Source organism: Candidatus Phytoplasma stylosanthis (assembly GCF_032886435.1).
GTDB classification, from domain to species: domain Bacteria; phylum Bacillota_I; class Bacilli_A; order Acholeplasmatales; family Acholeplasmataceae; genus Phytoplasma; species Phytoplasma stylosanthis.
In genome coordinates this window covers 13,282-33,323 of the sequence record NZ_JAUZJP010000004.1, presented here as the reverse complement: position 1 = coordinate 33,323, position 20,042 = coordinate 13,282, and the positions used below count along the sequence as shown (strand labels likewise).

16 protein-coding genes, 2 tRNA genes and 1 pseudogene are annotated in these 20,042 nt (G+C 20.2%); 9 read left to right on the top strand and 10 right to left on the bottom strand.

All coding sequences use genetic code 11. From position 1 onward, the window contains the following. From Q8777_RS01275 to glyA, 8 genes and pseudogenes are all read right to left on the bottom strand, one after another. Positions 1-1,022, bottom strand: a pseudogene (locus Q8777_RS01275) (excinuclease ABC subunit UvrA); the annotation flags it as partial. 44 nt (positions 1,023-1,066) lie between these two features. Next, complete coding sequence (gene uvrC / locus Q8777_RS01270; protein ID WP_318676143.1) at positions 1,067-2,851, bottom strand: excinuclease ABC subunit UvrC; 1,785 nt, start codon at positions 2,849-2,851, stop codon at positions 1,067-1,069. Between the two features lie 803 nt (positions 2,852-3,654). Then, positions 3,655-4,287 (bottom strand): 16S rRNA (guanine(527)-N(7))-methyltransferase RsmG, encoded by a 633-nt coding sequence (gene rsmG, locus Q8777_RS01265; protein ID WP_318676142.1) that lies wholly within the window; start codon positions 4,285-4,287, stop codon positions 3,655-3,657. Further along, positions 4,277-6,130 (bottom strand): tRNA uridine-5-carboxymethylaminomethyl(34) synthesis enzyme MnmG, encoded by a 1,854-nt coding sequence (gene mnmG, locus Q8777_RS01260; RefSeq protein WP_318676141.1) that lies wholly within the window; start codon positions 6,128-6,130, stop codon positions 4,277-4,279. Before mnmG ends, rsmG begins: the two co-directional genes overlap by 11 nt. A 47-nt stretch (positions 6,131-6,177) precedes the next feature. Next, the gene (locus Q8777_RS01255; RefSeq protein WP_318676140.1) at positions 6,178-6,798 is read right to left on the bottom strand and encodes a hypothetical protein; all 621 of its coding nucleotides are present in this window, start codon (positions 6,796-6,798) and stop codon (positions 6,178-6,180) included. Positions 6,799-6,957: 159 nt separating this feature from the next. After that, positions 6,958-7,461, bottom strand: coding sequence for a nucleoside deaminase (locus Q8777_RS01250; protein ID WP_318749355.1), 504 nt, complete (start codon positions 7,459-7,461; stop codon positions 6,958-6,960). 97 nt (positions 7,462-7,558) lie between these two features. After that, positions 7,559-7,801 (bottom strand): 50S ribosomal protein L31, encoded by a 243-nt coding sequence (rpmE, locus tag Q8777_RS01245; RefSeq protein WP_318676138.1) that lies wholly within the window; start codon positions 7,799-7,801, stop codon positions 7,559-7,561. A gap of 193 nt (positions 7,802-7,994) precedes the next feature. Continuing rightward, positions 7,995-9,242, bottom strand: a complete 1,248-nt coding sequence (glyA, locus tag Q8777_RS01240; RefSeq protein WP_318676137.1) for a serine hydroxymethyltransferase — start codon at positions 9,240-9,242, stop codon at positions 7,995-7,997. Positions 9,243-10,141: 899 nt separating this feature from the next. Here glyA and nrdE point away from each other — a divergent pair. From nrdE to Q8777_RS01205, 7 genes are all read left to right on the top strand, one after another. Then, the gene (gene nrdE / locus Q8777_RS01235) at positions 10,142-12,634 is read left to right on the top strand and encodes a class 1b ribonucleoside-diphosphate reductase subunit alpha (protein WP_318676136.1); all 2,493 of its coding nucleotides are present in this window, start codon (positions 10,142-10,144) and stop codon (positions 12,632-12,634) included. A gap of 74 nt (positions 12,635-12,708) precedes the next feature. Continuing rightward, positions 12,709-14,160 carry a chromosomal replication initiator protein DnaA gene (gene dnaA / locus Q8777_RS01230; protein ID WP_318676135.1) on the top strand — a complete coding sequence of 484 codons (1,452 nt, stop codon included), beginning with the start codon at positions 12,709-12,711 and terminating at the stop codon, positions 14,158-14,160. Between the two features lie 4 nt (positions 14,161-14,164). Continuing rightward, a complete protein-coding gene (dnaN, locus tag Q8777_RS01225) occupies positions 14,165-15,298 on the top strand; it encodes a DNA polymerase III subunit beta (protein ID WP_318676134.1) in 1,134 nt (377 codons plus the stop codon). 43 nt (positions 15,299-15,341) lie between these two features. Beyond that, positions 15,342-16,184: a hypothetical protein gene (locus Q8777_RS01220; protein WP_318676133.1), complete on the top strand. Its 843-nt coding sequence runs from the start codon at positions 15,342-15,344 to the stop codon at positions 16,182-16,184. Continuing rightward, entirely contained in the window at positions 16,168-17,169 is a 1,002-nt protein-coding gene (trpS, locus tag Q8777_RS01215; RefSeq protein WP_318676132.1) for a tryptophan--tRNA ligase, read from the top strand. Before Q8777_RS01220 ends, trpS begins: the two co-directional genes overlap by 17 nt. Before the next feature lie 71 nt (positions 17,170-17,240). Then, complete coding sequence (locus Q8777_RS01210) at positions 17,241-17,564, top strand: cyclic-di-AMP receptor (protein ID WP_318676129.1); 324 nt, start codon at positions 17,241-17,243, stop codon at positions 17,562-17,564. 33 nt (positions 17,565-17,597) lie between these two features. Continuing rightward, on the top strand, positions 17,598-17,837 hold the full coding sequence (locus Q8777_RS01205) for a 30S ribosomal protein S15 (protein ID WP_318676128.1): 240 nt from the start codon (positions 17,598-17,600) through the stop codon (positions 17,835-17,837). Positions 17,838-17,970: 133 nt separating this feature from the next. On the opposite strand, the gene Q8777_RS01200 is transcribed toward Q8777_RS01205, so the two are convergent. Together Q8777_RS01200 and Q8777_RS01195 are read right to left on the bottom strand one after the other, a co-directional pair. Beyond that, a tRNA-Gly gene (locus tag Q8777_RS01200) sits at positions 17,971-18,045 on the bottom strand. Between the two features lie 119 nt (positions 18,046-18,164). Then, positions 18,165-18,238 (bottom strand) — tRNA-Thr (locus Q8777_RS01195). Between the two features lie 154 nt (positions 18,239-18,392). Between Q8777_RS01195 and Q8777_RS01190 the strand changes: the two genes are divergently transcribed. Together Q8777_RS01190 and metK are read left to right on the top strand one after the other, a co-directional pair. Beyond that, entirely contained in the window at positions 18,393-18,743 is a 351-nt protein-coding gene (locus Q8777_RS01190) for a hypothetical protein (protein WP_318676127.1), read from the top strand. A 126-nt stretch (positions 18,744-18,869) separates the two neighbouring features. Continuing rightward, positions 18,870-20,024: a methionine adenosyltransferase gene (gene metK / locus Q8777_RS01185; protein WP_318676126.1), complete on the top strand. Its 1,155-nt coding sequence runs from the start codon at positions 18,870-18,872 to the stop codon at positions 20,022-20,024. Positions 20,025-20,042 lie beyond the last annotated feature (18 nt).

The window sequence follows — 20,042 nt, the reverse complement described above, 5'->3', positions numbered from 1 at the left end:
TGATAGATATTAATATTATGATGGTTAAGAAGATTATCTAAATAATTTCTGATATTCTTTTCTTTGTTGTTTTGTTGAAAAGGTAAAATACCACCTTCATAAATAGATTTATTTTTATCAAGAATTAATTTTTCATCAAAAATTTCTACAATTCCTGAACCTCGACAAGTTTCGCAAAATCCTTTCTTTTTATAAAAAGAAAATAAATTCATTTTATTTTCTAAAGAATGTAAAGAATGATTACTTTTGTTTAATTCTAAATTAAAACTTAATATTTTTTTTTTTTTTAATAAAATTAATATTTTTTCTTGATTTAATTTAATAGCTAATTCTAAAGATGAATTTAAACGACTTCGACTATCTTCTTGAATAGTAAAATGATCAATAATTATCGAAATATTATCTTCTGAATGAAAAAGAAAATTATCTAATTTTTTTTTATTTTCAAATATAATAATATTTTTATTAATAAAAAAACGATTGAACCCTTCTAGAATTAATTTTTCTAAAATTTCATTAATTTTTTCTTTTGGATTTTTTAGAATAGGGGATAAAACTACAATTTTTTCTTTTGGATAAGAAGTTAATAATTTATTTGTTATTTGTTCTATATTATATTTTTCAAATTTTTGATTACTCTCGGGATCATTAAAAACAGCTATGTGAGCAAATATTAATTGTAAATAAAGATATATTCCTGTTATCGTTCCAACTGTATCTTTAGAATTAGAAATAATTTTCTTTTTTTCGATACTAATAACAGGCGACAAACCTTCGATTAGATCAACATCTGGTTTTTTAATAGTTTCTAAAAATTTACGATCATGAAAATTTAAAGATTCTATAAAAATTCTTTTTCCTTCTTGATATAAAACATCAAAAACTAAAGAAGATTTTCCTGAACCAGAAATACCTGTAAAAACAACTAATTTAAATTTAGTAATTTCTAAATCAATATTTTTTAAATTATTTTCTCGAGCTTTTTTAATTATGATTTTTTCTTTTAAATTACTGTAATTCATTAATCTTCCTTTGTTGTTTTTAATATATTAAATTTTATAATTTTTTATATTTTTTTAATTTTTTCTATAATTTTATTTGAGATATTAAATTTTTTTAAATCTTGAAAAGAAGCATTTTTAATTTCATCTAGATTAGAAAAATTTTTCAATAATAATTGATATTTTTTAATTCCTAAATCAGGAATAAGACTTAAAATATTATAAGTATCTTCTGTTTTTTTTATTTTTCTGTGAAAACGAATAGTAAAATTATGTACTTCTTCGCTTAAACTTAATAAAAAACGAAATAATGAACTCTTTTTATCTAAAAAAATTTCTTTATTTTGGATAATTAAACTTTCCAATTGATGTTTATCATTTTTTTTCAATGAACCTAATTCAAAATCTTTAAATAAGGAATTTAAAATTTTATAACTAATATTAAATTGACCAATTCCACCATCAACTAAAATTAAATCTGGTAATTTTAATTGAAGATTTTTTAATTTTTGATAACGAAGTTTTATAATTGATTCTAAACAACTATATTCATTTGGAGTTTCAATATTTATTCTAAAAGAACGATAATATTTTTTTTGGAAACTATAATTTCTAAAAACAATCATTCCGCCAACAAAGAATTGTTGAAATAAATTAGAAATATCAAAGACTTCAATATAGTTAATGTTTTTATTAAATAAATGAGATAATTCTTTTAAAGCTTTTTCGACAAATTCAAATTTAAAACGATATAATAGGTTATATTTATTTAAATTTTCTTCTGCATTTTTTTTAGCTAATTGATAAAGTTTTTCTTTTTCTTGAATTAATGGAAAAGATATCCTTGTTTTAATTATTTTTTGAATTTTATTTTTAAAATTTAATAATTTCTTGCTTAAAATAATTTCTTGAGGAAGAATATTATTTTGGTAATATAAATTTAAGTAAGTAATAAAATTATCTATTGGATCGTCTATATAAGAAAAAACAATTTGATAATGATCAAAAATATTACCTTGATTCATTCTCAAAATATAAATTGAAATTTCGTTTGAATCATAATCAAGACCTATAATATCATAATTACTAGTATTTTTATTCAAATTAATAACTTGTTTGATAATAACATTTTTTAAGTGATAAAATATTTTTTTATATTCCATTGCTCTTTCATATTTTAATTCACTACTAGCTTTTTTCATTTCTTTTTCTACTTTTTTTATAATATTTTTATTTTTTCCTTTTAAAAAATCATTAATATTTTTTATATTTGTTGAATAATCAATATTTTGTCCATCATTACGACAAGGTCCTAAACACTCATTTATTTGATAATAATTACAAGGTTTTTGTGCTATTGGATTGCAACGACGTAAAGGATAAATTTTTTGTAACAATCTCACCGTTTCTCTTGCACTTTCGCTTTTTGGATAAGGACCAAATATAATTTTATCGGAAGGAATATTTTTATAATAAGACATTTTTAAACGAGGATGTTTTTCACGAGTAATTTCGATATAAATATAATTTTTATCATCTAATAATTTAAAATTATATTTTGGAAGATGTTGTTTAATTAAATTAGCTTCTAATAAAAAAGCTTCTATCTCATTATTAGTGATAATGTATTCAAAATCACAAACTTCTTTCATTAAATCACTAGTTTTTTGATTATGATTTCCTGCTGAAAAATAACTTTTTACTCTATTAAATAAATTTTTTGATTTACCGATATAAATAACATTATTTAAATAATTTTTAAATAAATAACAACCTGGTTCTTTAGGCAAAATTTGCACTTTATTTAATAAAATATTTATATCTTTTTTTTCTTTTTTTTTCAATGACATATTATTTTGGACAACCGTCCTAAATTATTTAATAATATAAATATTAAATCTTTTTTTTATAAATATATAAATAAATTCAAAAAAAATATAAATTTTTATTGTATTTTAAAATAGAAAATTTAGAAAATAAAAAAATAAGGAGTGAAAAAATAATAAAACTTTTCTGAAAATAATAAATTTATAAAGCTTTTTTAGTTTATTTAAATTTATCTTCCTGTGTATAATTATAAAAAAATAATAAAATTAATTATCAAAAAATTTAAAAGCGATTACTCTAAAACTTATCTCTTGACAAATATTACAAAAGAAAAATAAATTTCTTTTATTAATTTTTATATAAAATAATTTATTAATTAAAAAAATAAAACCATTAAACAAAATTACAATAATCATTTATTAAAACAAATAATAATAAAGATATAATTCTATAATGTTTTTCAAAATTCATGTTTCAATTAATAAATAATTTATACTAGATATTATATAATTTTAATTTAAATTCTTTTTTTAATTTACATTAAATAATTATTAAATTTATTTATTTTAATTTTTATTTTAATTAAAAAATAATTAAATAGATTTAATTTTTCAAATACTTTTTTAAAGATTAAAAAAATTTATAATAATTATTTTGGCTATTTTTTATTGAAAAATTTTATTTTTTGAATTATAAAATATTTTTGTTTAATTTTTATGATAAATTATATAAATAAATTTTTTAGAAATAAAAAAAAATATATCAAATAATTGTAAAAATTAAAAATAGAAATATTTATCCAATTAATTAATTTTATTGTTAAAAATTAAATAAAATTTTTCCCATTTTTTTTAAATAATAAATTAACCCTTTTACCAAATTCATATGGTAAACTAAAAAAAAACTTTTTTTTTAATTCAAATTGATACATTTTTTTTATTTTTTGAAATTCTTCTACATAAGAAGGACCTTTCATTGCTATAAAATAACTTTGATCATTTGTAACAAAAGAAGCTAATTTTAAAATCAAATCTAATTTTCCTAAAGCTCTGGCAATAACAAAATTATATTTTATCAAATGTTTTTCAATTCTATCATGAATAATAAAAACATTTGATAAATTTAAATATTTAACTAATGACTTTAAAAAATTAATTTTTTTTAAAGATGAATCAATTAAAAAAATTTTTAAATTAGGATATAAAATCTTTAAAGGAAGTCCGGGAAAACCTGCACCACTACCCAAATCACATAAATGTTCTATTTTTTTAAAATTAATAACTTTTGAAAGTAACAAAGAATCATAAAAATGTTTTAAATAAATATCTTTTTTTTGCAAAAGAGAAGTTAGATTTATCTTTTTATTATATTCATTCAAAAAAAAGTAATATTTTTCAAATTGTTTTAATTGCAGCTCATCTAAAAAAAAACTTTTCTCTAATAATTTATTAAAAGTCATTTTGAAATCTTTTTAAATAAACATTTAAAAGAGAAATATCAACTGGATTAACACCTAAAATTCTAGATGCTTGTCCAAGATTACAAGGTTTAATTAATGTTAATTTTTCTTTTGCTTCCATAGATAAATTATGAATTTTATTATAATCAAAATTTAAAGGAATTTTTTTATTTTCTAAATTTAAATTTTTTTGTACTTCTTTTTCTGTTTTAGAAATATAATCTTCATATTTAATTTGAATTTCTGTTTGTTCTAAAACTTCTTTTTCATATTTTTTTTCAATAAAAAAAGTTAAAATATCTATATTTATTTCTGTTCTTTTTAATAATTTATACAAACTAGTCTTTTCTTGAATAAAAGAATTATATTTTTTCAAATAATTCAAATTTTTTTCATTAGGTTCTAAAATAATTTTTTGTAAATCTTTTTTTAAATTTTCAATATTTAAACGTTTTAACTCGACTTTTTCATAAATTTCTTTTTCTATTAATCCAAATTCATATCCGTAAGAAGTTAATCTTAAATCAGCATTATCATGTCTTAGAAGTAAACGAAATTCTGCTCTAGAAGTTAACAAACGATAAGGTTCTTGAGTTCCTTTATTAATTAAATCATCAATTAAAACACCAATATAAGCTTCATTTCTTTTTAAAACTAAATTTTCTTTATTCTCAATTTTCAAAGAAGCATTGATACCAGCTATTAAACCTTGACAAGCTGCTTCTTCATAACCACTAGTTCCATTGATTTGACCAGCAAAAAATAAATTTTTAATCTTTTTAGTTTCTAAATTATAATTTAATTGATTAGGATTAAAAGCATCATATTCTATAGCATAAGCATATTTTGTAATCTCTGCGTTTTTTAAAGCTGGAATAGTTTTTAAAATTTTTTCTTGAACATCTTCAGGCATACTTGTTGAAAGTCCTTGTAAATACATTTCATCTAAATCTAAACTCTCTGGTTCAATGAAAATTTGATGTTTTTCTTTATCACAAAATCTAACAATTTTATCTTCAATAGAAGGACAGTAACGAGGTCCTTTACCTTCAGAATAACCACCATACATAGATGATTTATTTAAATTTTTTTTTATTAATTTATGTGTTTGTGAATTAGTATGTAATAAAAAACAAGGTTCTTGAATTCCTAAATCTTGAATAATTGATGGAGAACTAAAAGTTTGTAAAAAATTATCACCAAATTGAATTTTAGTTTTACTATAATCAATTGTATTTTTTTTTACTCTAGGAGGAGTTCCAGTTTTTAAACGAATAATTTCGAAACCATAATTTTTTAATTGTTTACTAATATTAAAATTAGTGGGAGTGTTATCCGGGCCTGAAACAATTCTTTTAGAACCGATTAAAATATTACTAGATAAATAAGTACCTGTTGTTAAAATAACTACCTTGCTATAAAAAATATCTCCATTACTTAATTTAACGCCTTTAACTTCGCCATTTTTTATTATTAATTCATTAACAAAACCTTCTAATAAAGTTAAATTATTATTTTTTTTTAACATTTCTAAAACAACTTTAGGATATTTAATTTTATCTATTTGAGCTCTTAAACTTCTAACAGCATGACCTTTAGAAGTGTTTAACATTTTCATTTGGATTTGGGATAGATCAGCTGCTTTTCCCATTATTCCGCCTAAAGAATCAATTTCTCTAACAACAACTCCTTTTGCTGGACCACCGATTGAAGGATTACAAGGCAAATAAGCAATCTTTTTTAAATCACCAGCAATTAAAACTGTTTTATGTTTTTTCGATAAAGCAAAAGAAGCTTCTACCCCTGCATGTCCTCCGCCAACTACAATAGCTTCAAAATTCATTTTTTTATTAAATTTCTCCTTTAATTTATAATTTTAAAAAAATATTTTTAAATTTTTAATTTAGAAAAATATTCTTTTTGTTTTTCTATAACATTAGAAAAATTTTCTTCACCTAAAAAAAGTTTAACTTTTCGAATCATTTCTTCAAATTTTTTTTGTTTATAATTTTTCAAATTTTTTTTTTGTTTAATATTTAAAAACAAAAAAGAAAAAATTAAAATAAATGTAAATAAAAAATAAAAAAAGAAAAAATTTTCTAAAATAAATTTATATGACAAAAAAAAGGAAAATAAATAACTTAAAAAAATAATTGAAAAAAAGTAGAAATTGTTTTTTTTAGATATTTCATAACTTCTTTTTAATATGTTTTCTAAAAATTCTATATAAAGAACATTAATTTCTTTTTGATATAAAATCTTAAATTCTTTATAATAGGAATCTTGAATAAAAACTCTACAAACATTACCTAAAATAGACCAAATTACATATTGTTTCATTTCTAAAAAATAATTACTATATTTACTTTTTTCTAAACTAAAAAATTCAATTTTTTTTTCTTCTCCATTATTATCATATTTTTCAATTCGAAAGGGTTCTCCTATAGCTGAATTAAAAATGAAAAAAAAAAGTTTATTTTTTTTCTCTTTTTTTTTAAAAAAAATATTCATTTATATTTACCTTTTTTTTATTAATAAATTAATACTAAAAATCTTCTTAAAAATCACTATTTACACAATAAAAAAACTTATGGCTGCACCAATTAAGTTCTGACCAGATTCATTTTTTTTTTGTTAAATAGTGATTTTTAAGAAGATTTTTTTTAAAATTTATTTTTTTCTTAAATCTAAAAAAAATTTTTTTAAAATAAATTTACTTTCATTTTCTAATAATCCTGAATTGAAAGATATTTTAGAATAAAATTTATTTTTCTGACTAAAAAAACTAATCTTACTTAAAAAACCTAATTTTTTATTAGAAGCACTATAATATATTTTTCTTACCCTAGCTTGAATCAAAGCACCAGTACACATCATACAAGGTTCTAAAGTAGTATAAATAATAATATCATTTAAAAATTTGTAATTTTTAAATTTTTTATTTAACTTAACCAAAATTAAAAACTCAGCATGACTAAAAAACAATTTACTTTTTTCTATATTATTATGAGATCTAGCAACAATTTTATTATTTAGAACAGCAACAGTACCTACGGGAACTTCATTTTTAGAAAAAGCTTTTTTTGCTTGTCTTAAAGCTTCTTTCATAAAAAAAAGATGTATTTCATCTACAGTCATAACAATATCATTTCTTAAAGATATATAAAAATCCAAATTTAACAGTTAATTTAAATTAAAAATATTAAAAAAAATAATTAAATAAAATAAATAAAAATTATATTTTAAAAAATAATTTTTTATTTATTTTTTACTATAGAATTGGAATTTCTTTTATATCATTTTTTTTATCTTTCTTTTCATAACGTTTTCTGAATTTATCTATTTGACCTGCTACAGTCACAAAAGATTGTTTTCCCGTATAAAAAGAATGACAATTAGAACAAATTTCTACTTTAATTTTTTTAGCAGTTGTCCCGATTTTATGTTTTTCTCCACAAGTAACACAACTTACCTCGATTTGATAAAATTCTGGCTGTTTTATTTTTTTTTTCATAAAAAAATTCCTTTATCATTAATTTTATAAATCGTATTTTAATTTTATATGCTTATAAAAATTTAATTTAGAAAATATAAACAATATATAAACAATAGGTAAAATAAATATTAAAAACAATTTCATTTAACAAACAAATTACTACTAGGTATTATAACATTTAATAAATGTATTTTAATGAATAAAAATATTATTAATTTTTATAAATAGGAAATTTTTTAGTTAAAAATAATACTTCTTTAGAAACTTCTTTAATAATTTTTTTATCTTTGTAATGATTTAAAACTTTATCAATTAATTTTGCTATTTTTATAAATTCCTTTTCTTCGAATCCTCTAGTAGTTAAAGCTGGTGTTCCTAATCTGATTCCACTTGTATAAAAAGGTTTTTCTTTATCAAAAGGAATAACATTTTTATTAACAATTATTTTTGCTTTTTGTAAAACTTCTGAAGCTATTTTTCCATTCAAATGAGGATGCTTGTATTTTAAATCAACTAAAACTAAATGATTTTCAGTAGTTCCGCTAATCAATCTATATCCTAATTTTTTTAAAGAATCAGCTAAAGAAAAAGCATTTTTAATCACTTTTTTTTGATAAACTTTAAATTCTTTTTTTAAAGCTTCTTCAAAAGCAACTGCTTTAGCAGCTATGATATGCATTAATGGACCACCTTGTATTCCCGGAAAAACACCTTTATTTACTTTTTTCATAATCTCTTCGTTATTACTTAAAATAAGACCACCTCTTGGTCCTCTCAAAGTTTTATGAGTTGTAGTTGTGACAACATCTGCACCAGCTGAAAAAGGACAAGGATGTAAACCGCAAGCCACTAAACCAGCTATATGAGCCATATCTATCATTAAATAAGCATTAACTTCATCAGCAATTTTTCTAAACTCTTGAAAATTAATAATCCTTGAATAAGCAGATGTTCCTGCAATAATCAATTTTGGTTTAACTTCTTTAGCTATTTCTCTAACTTTTTTATAGTCAATCATTTCTGTTTCTTTTTCAACACCATAACTATGTGCAAGAAAAAATTTACCAGAAAAATTTAAATTAAAACCATGTGTTAAATGACCACCATCATTCAAAGACATACCTAAAATAGAATCATTAGGTTTTAATAAAGCTTGAAAAACAGCAGCATTAGCTTGTGATCCTGAATGTGGTTGAACATTAGCAAATCGAACATTAAATAACTCTTTTGCTTTTTCAATTGCTATCTTTTCTATTTTATCAACATTTTCACAACCATTATAATATCTTTTATTTGGATAACCTTCAGCATATTTATTAGTTAAAATGCTTCCTTGAGCTTTTAAAACAAATTTAGAAACGAAATTCTCAGAAGCTATCAATTCCAAATGTTCTTTTTGTCTTTTTTTTTCCTTTTCAATAATTTTGAAGATTTCATTTCCAGAAGCAGAATAGTTCATTTTTTTATTAACCTTTCATTTTTAAAATTTAATAAACACGAACATAAAAAAACAACAAAGTTATTTTATTATAAATTAAAAAAAAATGATATACAAAAATTATAAACATTTAATTTTTATTAAAAAAAATATTTTAAAAAATTGTTTTTTGGTATGATTTAAAAAATATTAAAAAAGTTATTCATTTTTTTAAAAAAAATACTAATTTTAGAATTAAACATTTTTAAAACCAAAAAATAATTAAAAATATTTTTTTTTTATAATTTTAAATTTGACTAACTCAAGTTAGTCAAATTTAATTAATGATTTTATTTTAAAAAAATATTCTTTCATGTTCAAATTTATAAATTCTCTTTTTTTTCATAAGAAAAAAAAAATTTTTTCTTTTTTTTTTATAAAAAAAGTATGAATTTATATTTAAAAAAAATGATTAACTATAAAAAAAAAGTGACTAACTATAAAAAAAAAGTGACTATTTTTTTTAAAAAATTATTTTTTTTTACAAAAAAAAGAATTAAAAAGTCAAATAATAAAAAAATTATTCATTTTTTTTATATGCCAATAATTATAATAATTTTAATTTTATAAAATAATAATTACAAATTTTTTTAAAAAAAATAAAATATAATATTATTCTTCAAACACTGAATTAATTATTTTAAATTTAATTCAGTGTTTGAAGAATAAAATTAAAAATAAATAAAAAATTTAAACTAAATAAAAAATAAATAATTATATTTTTTATTAAAATTATTTTTTTAAAAAACAACAGTGTAAACATTTTTTATTTAAAAATGTTAGAACAGTGATAGAATAAAATATCTGTTATAATTTTAGTTGTAATAATTAAATATAAATAAATAATAATTTTTTTTAACAAAAAAATGGGTGGGACATTAATGAATACATCAAAAATAAAAATAGTTTATGATGGTTTGCAAGAAGGAAATATTTTTGATTTTGTTAAAAAATTCGAGAAATATAAAAAAGAAAAAATTGAAGAATTTATCAAAGACAAAAAAAAAGTATTTTTAATAACTAAAACAGTAAAATTTGGAGAAATATCTGATAAATCTGAAAATTTTTTAAAAAAATATTCAGATTTAGTAATAGGAGTAGCTGTTTCAGGAAATATAAACTACGGAAAAAATTTCGGAAAAGCAGGAGAAAAAATACAAGAAAAATTTAATATCCCTTTAATTCTTAAGTTTGAAGGAAAGGGCTTTAATGAGGATTTTATATATTTAAAAAAATGGTTAGATAATTTTTCGTTAGAAAAAAAAGAAGAAAAAATTCTTTTTAATAAAATTCCGCCTTGGATCACCTTAAATAATGAAATCATCGATGAACAAGGAAATATTAAAGATTTAAAAAAAGATCAAGAAGCTTTAACTATTTTTTTAGAAAAAGAAATTAAGATAAAATTAAAAAAATTTTCTACTTTAAAAGAAAAAATAGATTTTTTGATTAATAATGATTATTATGAAAAAGATTTTCTATCATTATATAATTGGGAAGAAATAAAAACTATTTATAAAATAGCTTATGATAAAAATTTTAAATTTACTTCTTTTATAGCAGCTTTTAAATTTTTTAAAGATTATGCTTTAAAAACAAGAGATAAAAAAGAATATTTGGAAAGTTATGAAGATCGACTAGTTGTTAATGCTTTATATCATGCTTCAGGAGATTTCGAAACTGCAAAAAAAATGATTCATAATTTAATAAATCAGAATTTTACCCCATCCACTCCTACTTTATTGAATAGTGGTTTAAAAAAAAGAGGAGAATTTGTTTCTTGTTTTCTGTTAGAAGCTGGAGATTCTTTAAATGATATAGCAAGAATTATAGAGTTTTCAATGCAACTATCAAAGATAGGTGGAGGAGTTTCAATTAATCTTTCTAATTTGAGAGCTAAAGGAGAAAGTATAAAAGGAATAAATAACTCATGTAAAGGTGTTATCGGTGTTGCTAAACTGCTCGATCATTCTTTTCGTTACGCTGATCAAATGGGACAAAGATTAGGAGCTGGTGCCATTTATTTAAACGTTTTTCATGCTGATATCGAAGATTTTCTCAATTCTAAAAAACTAAATTCAGATGAAGATATTCGTTTAAAAACTCTGTCTTTAGGTGTAGTTATTCCTGATAAAATGTTAGAATTAGCCAGAAAAAATGAAAAAATGGCTCTTTTTTATCCAAATACTGTTTATCAAGAATATAAATTAAATTTTGCTGATCTAAGTATTGAAATGAATAAGTGGTATGAAATTTTAATAAATAATCCAAAAGTCAAAAAAAGATTTATAAATCCTCGCGGTTTATTAGAATTAATCGCTCAGCTACAAGGAGAATCTGGTTATCCTTATTTAATGTTTTCTGATAATGTTAATAAACAAAACCCATTAGAAGATAAAATTAAATTTTCTAATTTATGTACTGAAATTTTACAACCTTCTTCGGCTTCTTTATATGCTCCTTATCATGAAAGAGAAAAAGATCAAATTGGAATGGATATTTCTTGTAATTTATCTTCTGGTCATATGACAAACATGATCAAAAATAAAGCTATTAAAGAAACAGTTTTTAGTGCGATGGACATTATGAATTCAGTTTCTTTAAAAACAAAGATTAAGCACGTTCCAGCTATTTATAAAGCAAATTTTTTAAATCGTAGTGTTGGATTTGGGATTATGGGTCATCATGGTTTTATAGCCGAGAATATGATTGATTTCGGAAGTCCAGAAGATCTCGAATTAATAAATGTTTTTTTTAACATGGTGAATTACTATTCTTTATTACATTCATCTTTAAAAGCTAAAGAGACAGGAGAAAAATTTTATCAATTTGAAAAATCAGATTATTATAATGGAAAATATTTCGAAAATAAAAAAGCTATTTATCCTACTTCTGAAAAAGTTAAAAAAATTTTCGAAGGAATTGAAATTCCTTCTGATCAAGATTGGTTAACTTTAAAGGAAAATGTTATTTCATATGGTTTATACAATTCCCATCGTTTAGCAGTTGCTCCTAATGGTTCTATTGGCTATATTATGTCAGCCACACCTTCCTTAACTCCGATTAAACAATTAATAGAAGAAAGAACTTATGGCAATTCTAAAACTTATTTTCCCGCTCCTTCTTTAAAAGAATATTCTTTTATGTATCAAACTGCTTACAAAATGGATAAATTTAAAATTATCGATGTAATAGCAACTGCTCAAAAGCATGTTGATCAAGGTATTTCTTTTGAATTATGTATTACTTCTGATGTAACAACAAGAGGTTTACAGAAATATTATCTCTATGCACACCATAAAGGGATCAAAACCCTTTATTATACTCGTACTCAAAAATTAAAAATTTTTGAATGTGAAAGTTGTGGCGTTTAATTTTTAAATCAATATTTATCAGAAAATTTTTTATAAAGTGAAATTTTTTGATATTTTTTTTAAAGGTAAATTAAATGAAAGAAAAAAAATTGTCAAAAGATGATATTTGGAAAAACATTTTGAAAGATTTATCTGTTATTTGTAACAAATATTTTTTTGAAGAAACTTTTTATAATGTTGAATTGTTCAAAATAGAAAACGAAACTTTTTTTATTTTAGTTGATAATGAATTTATAAAAAATAAAATTTTAAATATTTATTTAGATAAAATAAAAGAAATTTCACAAGAATATTTTAAAAAAAAAATGTATTTTGAAATTATTTGTAAAAATGAAATCAAAAATGAAAAAAAAAAAATAAAAGAAGAAGAAAAAAATTTAAATTTTTCTAATAAGGATGTTTTTTATGAATTTATTGAACATAATAATAATGAAAATTCATATGAAAATAAATATAAAAATAATTTAGATCCAAATTATACTTTTGATAATTTTGTTCCTGGTTCAAGTAATATTTTTGCTTTTGAAATATCAAAAAAAATTGCTCTTTCTCAAAAAGTAGAAATAAATCCTTTATATATTTTTGGATCAGTGGGTTTGGGCAAAACACATTTAATGCAAGCAATTGGTAATTATATTGTAAAAAAAAATCCAGAAAAAAAAGTTTTATATATTAAAGTAGATGAATTTATTGAAGACTTTACCAGTAATTTAAGAAAAGGAAAAATGGATTTTTTTAATGATAAATACAGAAATATTGATGTTTTACTAGTAGACGATATTCAAACAATATCCGAAGCTACTCGCAGTCAAATGGAATTTTTTAAAATTTTTGATTATTTAAATTTTAAAAAAAAACAAATTGTTATTACAAGTGATAAACCAATTTCTGAATTAGATAATATCATGAAAAGACTAACTAATCGTTTTAAGGCAGGTTTATTAGTAGATATAAAAAAACCTGATTTTAAACATCGTTTAGATATTTTAAAAAAAAAAACATTGAATATTCAAGGTAATAATATTTTTAAATTAAAAAAAGAAATTTTAAAATTCATTTCTATTAATTTTTATGATAATATAAGGGAAATGGAGGGAGCTTTGAATAGACTTTTTAATTATTATCAAATTTATCAATTAGAAATTAATTTAAAGAATACAAAAGAAGCTTTACAACCTCTATTGAAATATAAAAAAAATATTTCTCAAGAAGAAATAGATTCTGAAAAAATAAAAAATATAGTAAGTCGTTTTTATAATATCAATGTTAAAGATTTAGTAAGCAAAAAAAAAAATTCTAAGTATACTTTACCAAGACACATTACAATTTATCTTTTAAAGAAAATAAATAATGTTTCTTTTAAAATGATAAGTTTTCTTTTAGATAAAAAATATTCTTCCGTTTTTAAAGCTTTTAATAAAATTAAAAAAAAAATTGAAATGAACGAAGAATTAAAAAAAGTTATAGAGTTTATTTTAAAAAAAATTAATGATCAAAAAAATAATTTCGAGGAAATAAAAAATTAAAAATATGGATTTCGAAATAAAAAAAGAAGTTTTTACTTATCATTTGAATCAAATACAAAAAATACTACCTCATAAAACTTTTTTCCCTGTTTATTGTTATATAAAAGTAACAGCAAAAGATAATTTTTTATTTTTAGAAGTTAACAATGTTAATTTTGTTGCTAAAATCAGAATAGAAGATGATAGTTTAAAAATAAAAGAAGATGGAATTTTTGTTTTATTAGGAAAAAATTTTATAGATATTATAAAAAAAATAGATTTTGATTTTATTAAAATAAATTCTATCGAAGATAATTTTCTAATTATTAATACTAATTATTCAAAGTATAAAATTAAATTAATTGAGTTAAATAATTTTCCTTCTTTTGATTTTTCTTTTGATCATGAAAATTTTTTTGAAATAGAAGTTTATTTATTTAAAAAAATTATTGAGGAAATTATTATTGTCACTTCTAAAGATAAGCAAAAAAATATATTAACAGGTATTAATTTAATTTATAAAGCACCTTTTTTAATTTCTTTAGCTACAGATTCTTTTCGATTAGGACAAAAAAAATTACAAATAGAATTAAATTGTTCTGATTTTGATATTGTTATTCCGGGAAAGAGTTTAGAAGAATTAATCAAACTTTTAGAACATCAAAAAGATAAAATTGTTCAAATACATATTACAGAACAAAAATTTTTTTTAAAAACAAATTCTTTATATTTTCAATCTTCTCTTTTAGAAGGTAATTTTCCTCGTACTGATTTAATTCGAAAAGAAAATTTAATTCATTTTTTTACATTAAATAAAAATAATTTGATTAAAATATTAGATAGAGTTTCCTTATTTTTACCAAGAGACAGAGTTTTTTTAGATAACATAGTTGAATTCAGAATTAATAAAGATAAAAAAATAGAAATTTATTCAAACAGTGAAGAAATCGGCAATGCTTTAGAAGAAATAGAAACTTTAGGAATTTCAATTGATAAAAAAACAAATGTTTTTTTTAATATAAAACATTTAGAAGAAGTTTTAAAAGTTTTTCCTACCCAAGAGATTACCTTTTTTTTTGAAAATTCAAAAAAATCTTTTTTGATTAGCAGTGAAGAAGATGAAACTATTTTATATTTAATTTCTCCTTTTTATTTATAATTTTTAGATTTTAAATTTTTAGAGAAAATGTTTTAAAAAATATATGAAAAGAAAAAAAATAATAATAATTAAAAATAAAGGAATAAGTTCTTTATTTTCTTTATTTAATTTTAAATTAAAAATATTTTGCTTATTTTTATTATTTTTATCAATATACGCTTTTTTTGGAGATTTAATAGTTTCAAAAAATACACCATTTAGTAATATATATTTTTATTTTACTTATCAAACGATTATTACTGTTTTATTAGTTTTAATTTCGTTTTTTTTTAAATTTAAAAATCAGGAGAGATATTCTATATTTATTTTTTTAACTGTTGTTAATTCTTTATTAACTTTTTTAGTTTATAATTTAATTTTATTTCCAATTTGGAAAAAAGAAAAAAATATTTTCTTAATATTTTTGGAAAAATATCGAGAATCAGATAAAAAATGGGAAAATATTCTTTTAGAAAAAAATTTTTTTAGTATTTTGCAACATTTCTTCTTGCCTATTTGTTTTTTTTTATTTTTTTTCTTTTTTATACCTTTTTCATTAAAAAAAATTAGATATTATTTTTATACTTTTTTGCATCCGATAATTTATTTATCTATATTTTATTTAATTCATGCATTTGATATTTTAGGAAAAAATAAGCATTGCTCAAATAATATTTTCAATGAAAAAGAAGAATGTTGGTTACCTTATCCAAATATACAATGTATTTATCATGGAAAAGTTTTTTTTCATGTTGATGTCGAAAAATTAACAAACACAAATTTATTTTTTTTAAATTTCTTAGTTTTTGCTAGAATAATGATTTTAACTTTTTTCTTTTCTTTTTTATTTATCTTAATTTTTGAATTGAAAAAAAGGTTCATAAAAGATAATGTTATCAAAATATAAAAAAAGGTTGGTCACAGGAATTAAACCAACAGGAGAATTAACTTTAGGAAATTATTTAGGAATAATTAAACCTTTTCTTAGTTTTCAAGAGAAATTTTTAAGAGAATATGAATTTTATTTTTTTATTGCGGATTTACATGCTTTAACTGATTTTCAAGAACCAACTTTTCTTAAAGAAAAAACTAAAGAGATGTTATATCTACTTTTATCATTAGGCATAGATTTAGATAAAACTAATTTATTTATTCAATCATCAATTCCTCAACATACTTATTTAAATTACATTATGGAATCTACTTCTTATTTAGGAGAATTAAAAAGAATGATTCAGTTTAAAGAAAAAAAAAAATCTTCTCAAAATACGAGAGTTTCTCTTTTGACTTATCCTCTTTTAATGTCTTCTGATATTTTACTTTATGATGCTGATTTTGTTCCTGTTGGTTCTGATCAAAAGCAACATTTAGAATTAACTCGTAATTTAGCAAAAAGATTTAATAATTTATATGGACAAACTTTTGTTATCCCACATACTTTGCAATTAGGAACTATTATTCAATCTTTAACTTGTCCTAATAAAAAAATGAGCAAAAGTTCTTCTGATAAAGGATGTATTTCTATTTTAGAAAATTTAGATAATATAAGAAAAAAAATTCTAAAATCTGTTACTGATTCTGAAAATAATATTAAATATGATTTAGAAAAAAAACCTGGTATAAGTAATCTTTTGAATATTTATTCTTTATTAAAAGATTGGGATTTAGAAAAAACTGAAAAATATTTTCAAAATTTTTCTTATAAAATTTTTAAAGAAAAGGTTGCAGAACTTTTAATTAAAGAAATATCTAAAATTCAAAATAAATATTACTTTTTAAGAGAAAATATTAATTTAAATCAAATTTTAAAAAAAGGAACAGAGAAAGCTTTGATGATAGCAAATAATAAAATAAAAGAAATTCAAGAAAAATTAGGAATAAATGTTTTTTAATATTTCAAATTTAAAAATAAAAACTTTTTTTATTTTTTATTTTAATATATAATATAGTTATGAATGAAGAAATGAAATTGATTTTAGCAATAGTTTCTGGCGAAGACGAGAATGAGGTAAGTACTTTTTTAAGTAAAGAAAATTTTTTTCATACTAAGTTAGAAACTAAAGGTGGATTTTTAAAAGAAAGAAATGTTACTTTTATTATTGGTTTTAAAAAAGAAAAATTGGAACAGGTTTTAGAAATTTTTAGAAAACATTCTAAAACTAAAACTCAATTGATTCCAAGTAATATTTTTAATGAATTTAGTGCTTATTTTCCTTTAACAACAGAAGTATCTGTTGGTGGAACTACTATTTTTGTTATCGATGTAGAACAATTTTTGAAAATATAAGGTTTTTTAGAAAGGAAAGAAGGTTTTATTTATATGTCTTTAAGTAAAGAAGAAAAAAAAGAAATAATTATAAAAGAATCTCATTTCAATAAAAATAATGTTTTAATTCAAGAACAAATTAATTTTTTATCTTGTGAAATAGAAAAATTAAATAAACATTTAAAAGAACATCCTAGCGATTACCATTCTAAACGTGGTTTATTAATTAAAAATAGAAAGTTATCTTGTAGAATAAAAGAATTAAAACAATATTTAAAAGAAAAAAAATCTTGAGATAATGATAATTTTATTTTGAATGTTACTTATGAATTAAAAATAAAAAAAGAAGTATTTTTTTCTTTTAAAATAAAAAAAACTATCTTAAAATTAATTAAGGTAGTTTTTTATTTTTATTTTTTATTCATTGTGGAGCGAATGAGGGGAATCGAACCCCCATTTTATGCTTGGCAAGCATAAGTAATAACCATTATACGACATTCGCAATATATTATAAAATAAAATAAATAAAGATATATAAAAATTAAATTTTAATATTTTGAGAAATAAATTACAAAATTATTATAGCATAAAACATAAAATAAAGCGAAAAATGATATTATTTGGTGCCCTTAACAAGAATTGAACTTATATTTCATCATTACCATTGATGTGTTTTACCATTAAACTATAAGGGCTTTGTTCATTTGTTTATCATTTTTATAATTTTAACATATTTTTTTTTTATTTTAATACTTTAAATATATGTTTATTTTAAAAATAAATGATATATAATAAAAAGGGTGTTTCATCTAAATTTATATAAAAAAAAGGAGTTTTAAAAATTAATTAATGGAAAATAGAACAAAGGTTAAATTCCAAGGCGTTGTAAAATGGTTCGATATAACTAAAGGTTTTGGTTTTTTAAAATCAGTAAAACCAATCGGAGAATTTTTATACAATCAAATTGAAGAGAATTTTTCGATAGACGAATCGGAAATAGATCAATTTATTAATGAAAGAGAAAATTCCGAACTTGATTTATTTTGTCATTCTAATTCTATTATTGAAGGTAATGAAGAAGCTGTTCCAGATCATTATCAAGGTAATAAATATAAAAAATTAAAAGAAAATGATAAAGTAGAATTTTTTATTAAATTAGTTAGAGGAAGAGAACAAGCTTGTTATATTGTTCTAGTTTAATTTTTTTTAAATAAAAAAAAATTATATTAAAAAATTAAAAAAAGATTATATAATCTTTTTTTTTTAATTAAAAAAATATATTTTTTTTAATTAAAAAAAAATATTGTAAAAAAATAAGGACTTTCAATGAAAAAATTTAGTAATGAATCCGTTACCCAAGGACATCCTGATAAAATAGCAGATCAAATTTCAGATGCTTTATTAGATTTTTATTTAAAAAAAGATCCCGATTCTAAAGTGGCTATTGAAACAATAGTTACCGATCAAAAAGTAATTATTTTAGGTGAAATAAAAACTTCAATTAATTTAGAAAAAACTCTAATAAATAAAATTATAAAAGATGTTATTAAAGATATTGGATATAATCAAGAAATAGACAATTTTTGTTATCAAAAGGTATCTATTTTAAATTTTATTCGCGAACAATCAGAGGAATTAACAAAGGTAATAAATAAAAAAGGCGCTAACGATCAAGGTTTAATGTTTGGATACGCAACTAATGAAACAGATCTTTTTTTACCTTTAGGTTATTTTATTGCTCGAAATTTATCTTTGAAATTAACCGAAGTAAGAGAAAAAAAAATTATTCCTTTTTTAAAACCTGATGGAAAAACTCAAGTTACTTTAGTTTATGATAAAAATAATAAACCTCTTTATCTTGATTCAGTTGTTATTTCGATTCAACATAAAAAAGATATTGATCAAAATTTGTTAAGAAAAGAAATTTTTGAAAAAGTTATAAAAATAGTTATTGAACCTTCTTTAATTAATAAAAAAACTCGTTTTTACATCAATCCTTCCAATAGTTTTGTTATTGGTGGTCCTGATGCTGATACTGGTTTAACTGGAAGAAAAATTATTCAAGATACTTATGGAAGCGAAGCGCGTCATGGTGGAGGTTCTTTAAGTGGTAAAGATGCTTCTAAAGTTGATAAAAGCGGTTCTTATATGGCTAGATATTTGGCAAAAAATATTGTTGCATCTGGTTTATGTGATAGATGCGAAATTCAACTTTCTTATATTATTGGTTTAGAAAATCCAGCAGGTGTTTTTTTAAATACTTTTAAAACTAATAAAGTTCCAGAATTTTTAATTCTTGAAACTATTGAACAAAATTTTGATTTAACCCCGCAAGGAATAATCAAAAAATTAGATTTAAAAAAACCTTTATTTCAAATAACATCTCGTGAAGGACATTTCGGAAGAAAAGATGATTTGTTTACTTGGGAAAAAATAGATCAAGTTTTACTTTTTTCTAAATTATTAGATTTTAAAAAATAATAATTAAAATTTATTAAT

Bases quoted from the DNA above. Each gene is read 5' to 3' on its own strand.
- uvrC (WP_318676143.1), bottom strand. From the start codon at position 2,851: ATGTCATTGAAAAAAAAAGAAAAAAAAGATATAAATATTTTATTAAAT.
- rsmG (WP_318676142.1), bottom strand. From the start codon at position 4,287: ATGACTTTTAATAAATTATTAGAGAAAAGTTTTTTTTTAGATGAGCTG.
- mnmG (WP_318676141.1), bottom strand. From the start codon at position 6,130: ATGAATTTTGAAGCTATTGTAGTTGGCGGAGGACATGCAGGGGTAGAA.
- Q8777_RS01255 (WP_318676140.1), bottom strand. From the start codon at position 6,798: ATGAATATTTTTTTTAAAAAAAAAGAGAAAAAAAATAAACTTTTTTTT.
- rpmE (WP_318676138.1), bottom strand. From the start codon at position 7,801: ATGAAAAAAAAAATAAAACAGCCAGAATTTTATCAAATCGAGGTAAGT.
- glyA (WP_318676137.1), bottom strand. From the start codon at position 9,242: ATGAACTATTCTGCTTCTGGAAATGAAATCTTCAAAATTATTGAAAAG.
- nrdE (WP_318676136.1), top strand. From the start codon at position 10,142: ATGAATACATCAAAAATAAAAATAGTTTATGATGGTTTGCAAGAAGGA.
- dnaA (WP_318676135.1), top strand. From the start codon at position 12,709: ATGAAAGAAAAAAAATTGTCAAAAGATGATATTTGGAAAAACATTTTG.
- dnaN (WP_318676134.1), top strand. From the start codon at position 14,165: ATGGATTTCGAAATAAAAAAAGAAGTTTTTACTTATCATTTGAATCAA.
- Q8777_RS01220 (WP_318676133.1), top strand. From the start codon at position 15,342: ATGAAAAGAAAAAAAATAATAATAATTAAAAATAAAGGAATAAGTTCT.
- trpS (WP_318676132.1), top strand. From the start codon at position 16,168: ATGTTATCAAAATATAAAAAAAGGTTGGTCACAGGAATTAAACCAACA.
- Q8777_RS01210 (WP_318676129.1), top strand. From the start codon at position 17,241: ATGAAATTGATTTTAGCAATAGTTTCTGGCGAAGACGAGAATGAGGTA.
- Q8777_RS01205 (WP_318676128.1), top strand. From the start codon at position 17,598: ATGTCTTTAAGTAAAGAAGAAAAAAAAGAAATAATTATAAAAGAATCT.
- Q8777_RS01190 (WP_318676127.1), top strand. From the start codon at position 18,393: ATGGAAAATAGAACAAAGGTTAAATTCCAAGGCGTTGTAAAATGGTTC.
- metK (WP_318676126.1), top strand. From the start codon at position 18,870: ATGAAAAAATTTAGTAATGAATCCGTTACCCAAGGACATCCTGATAAA.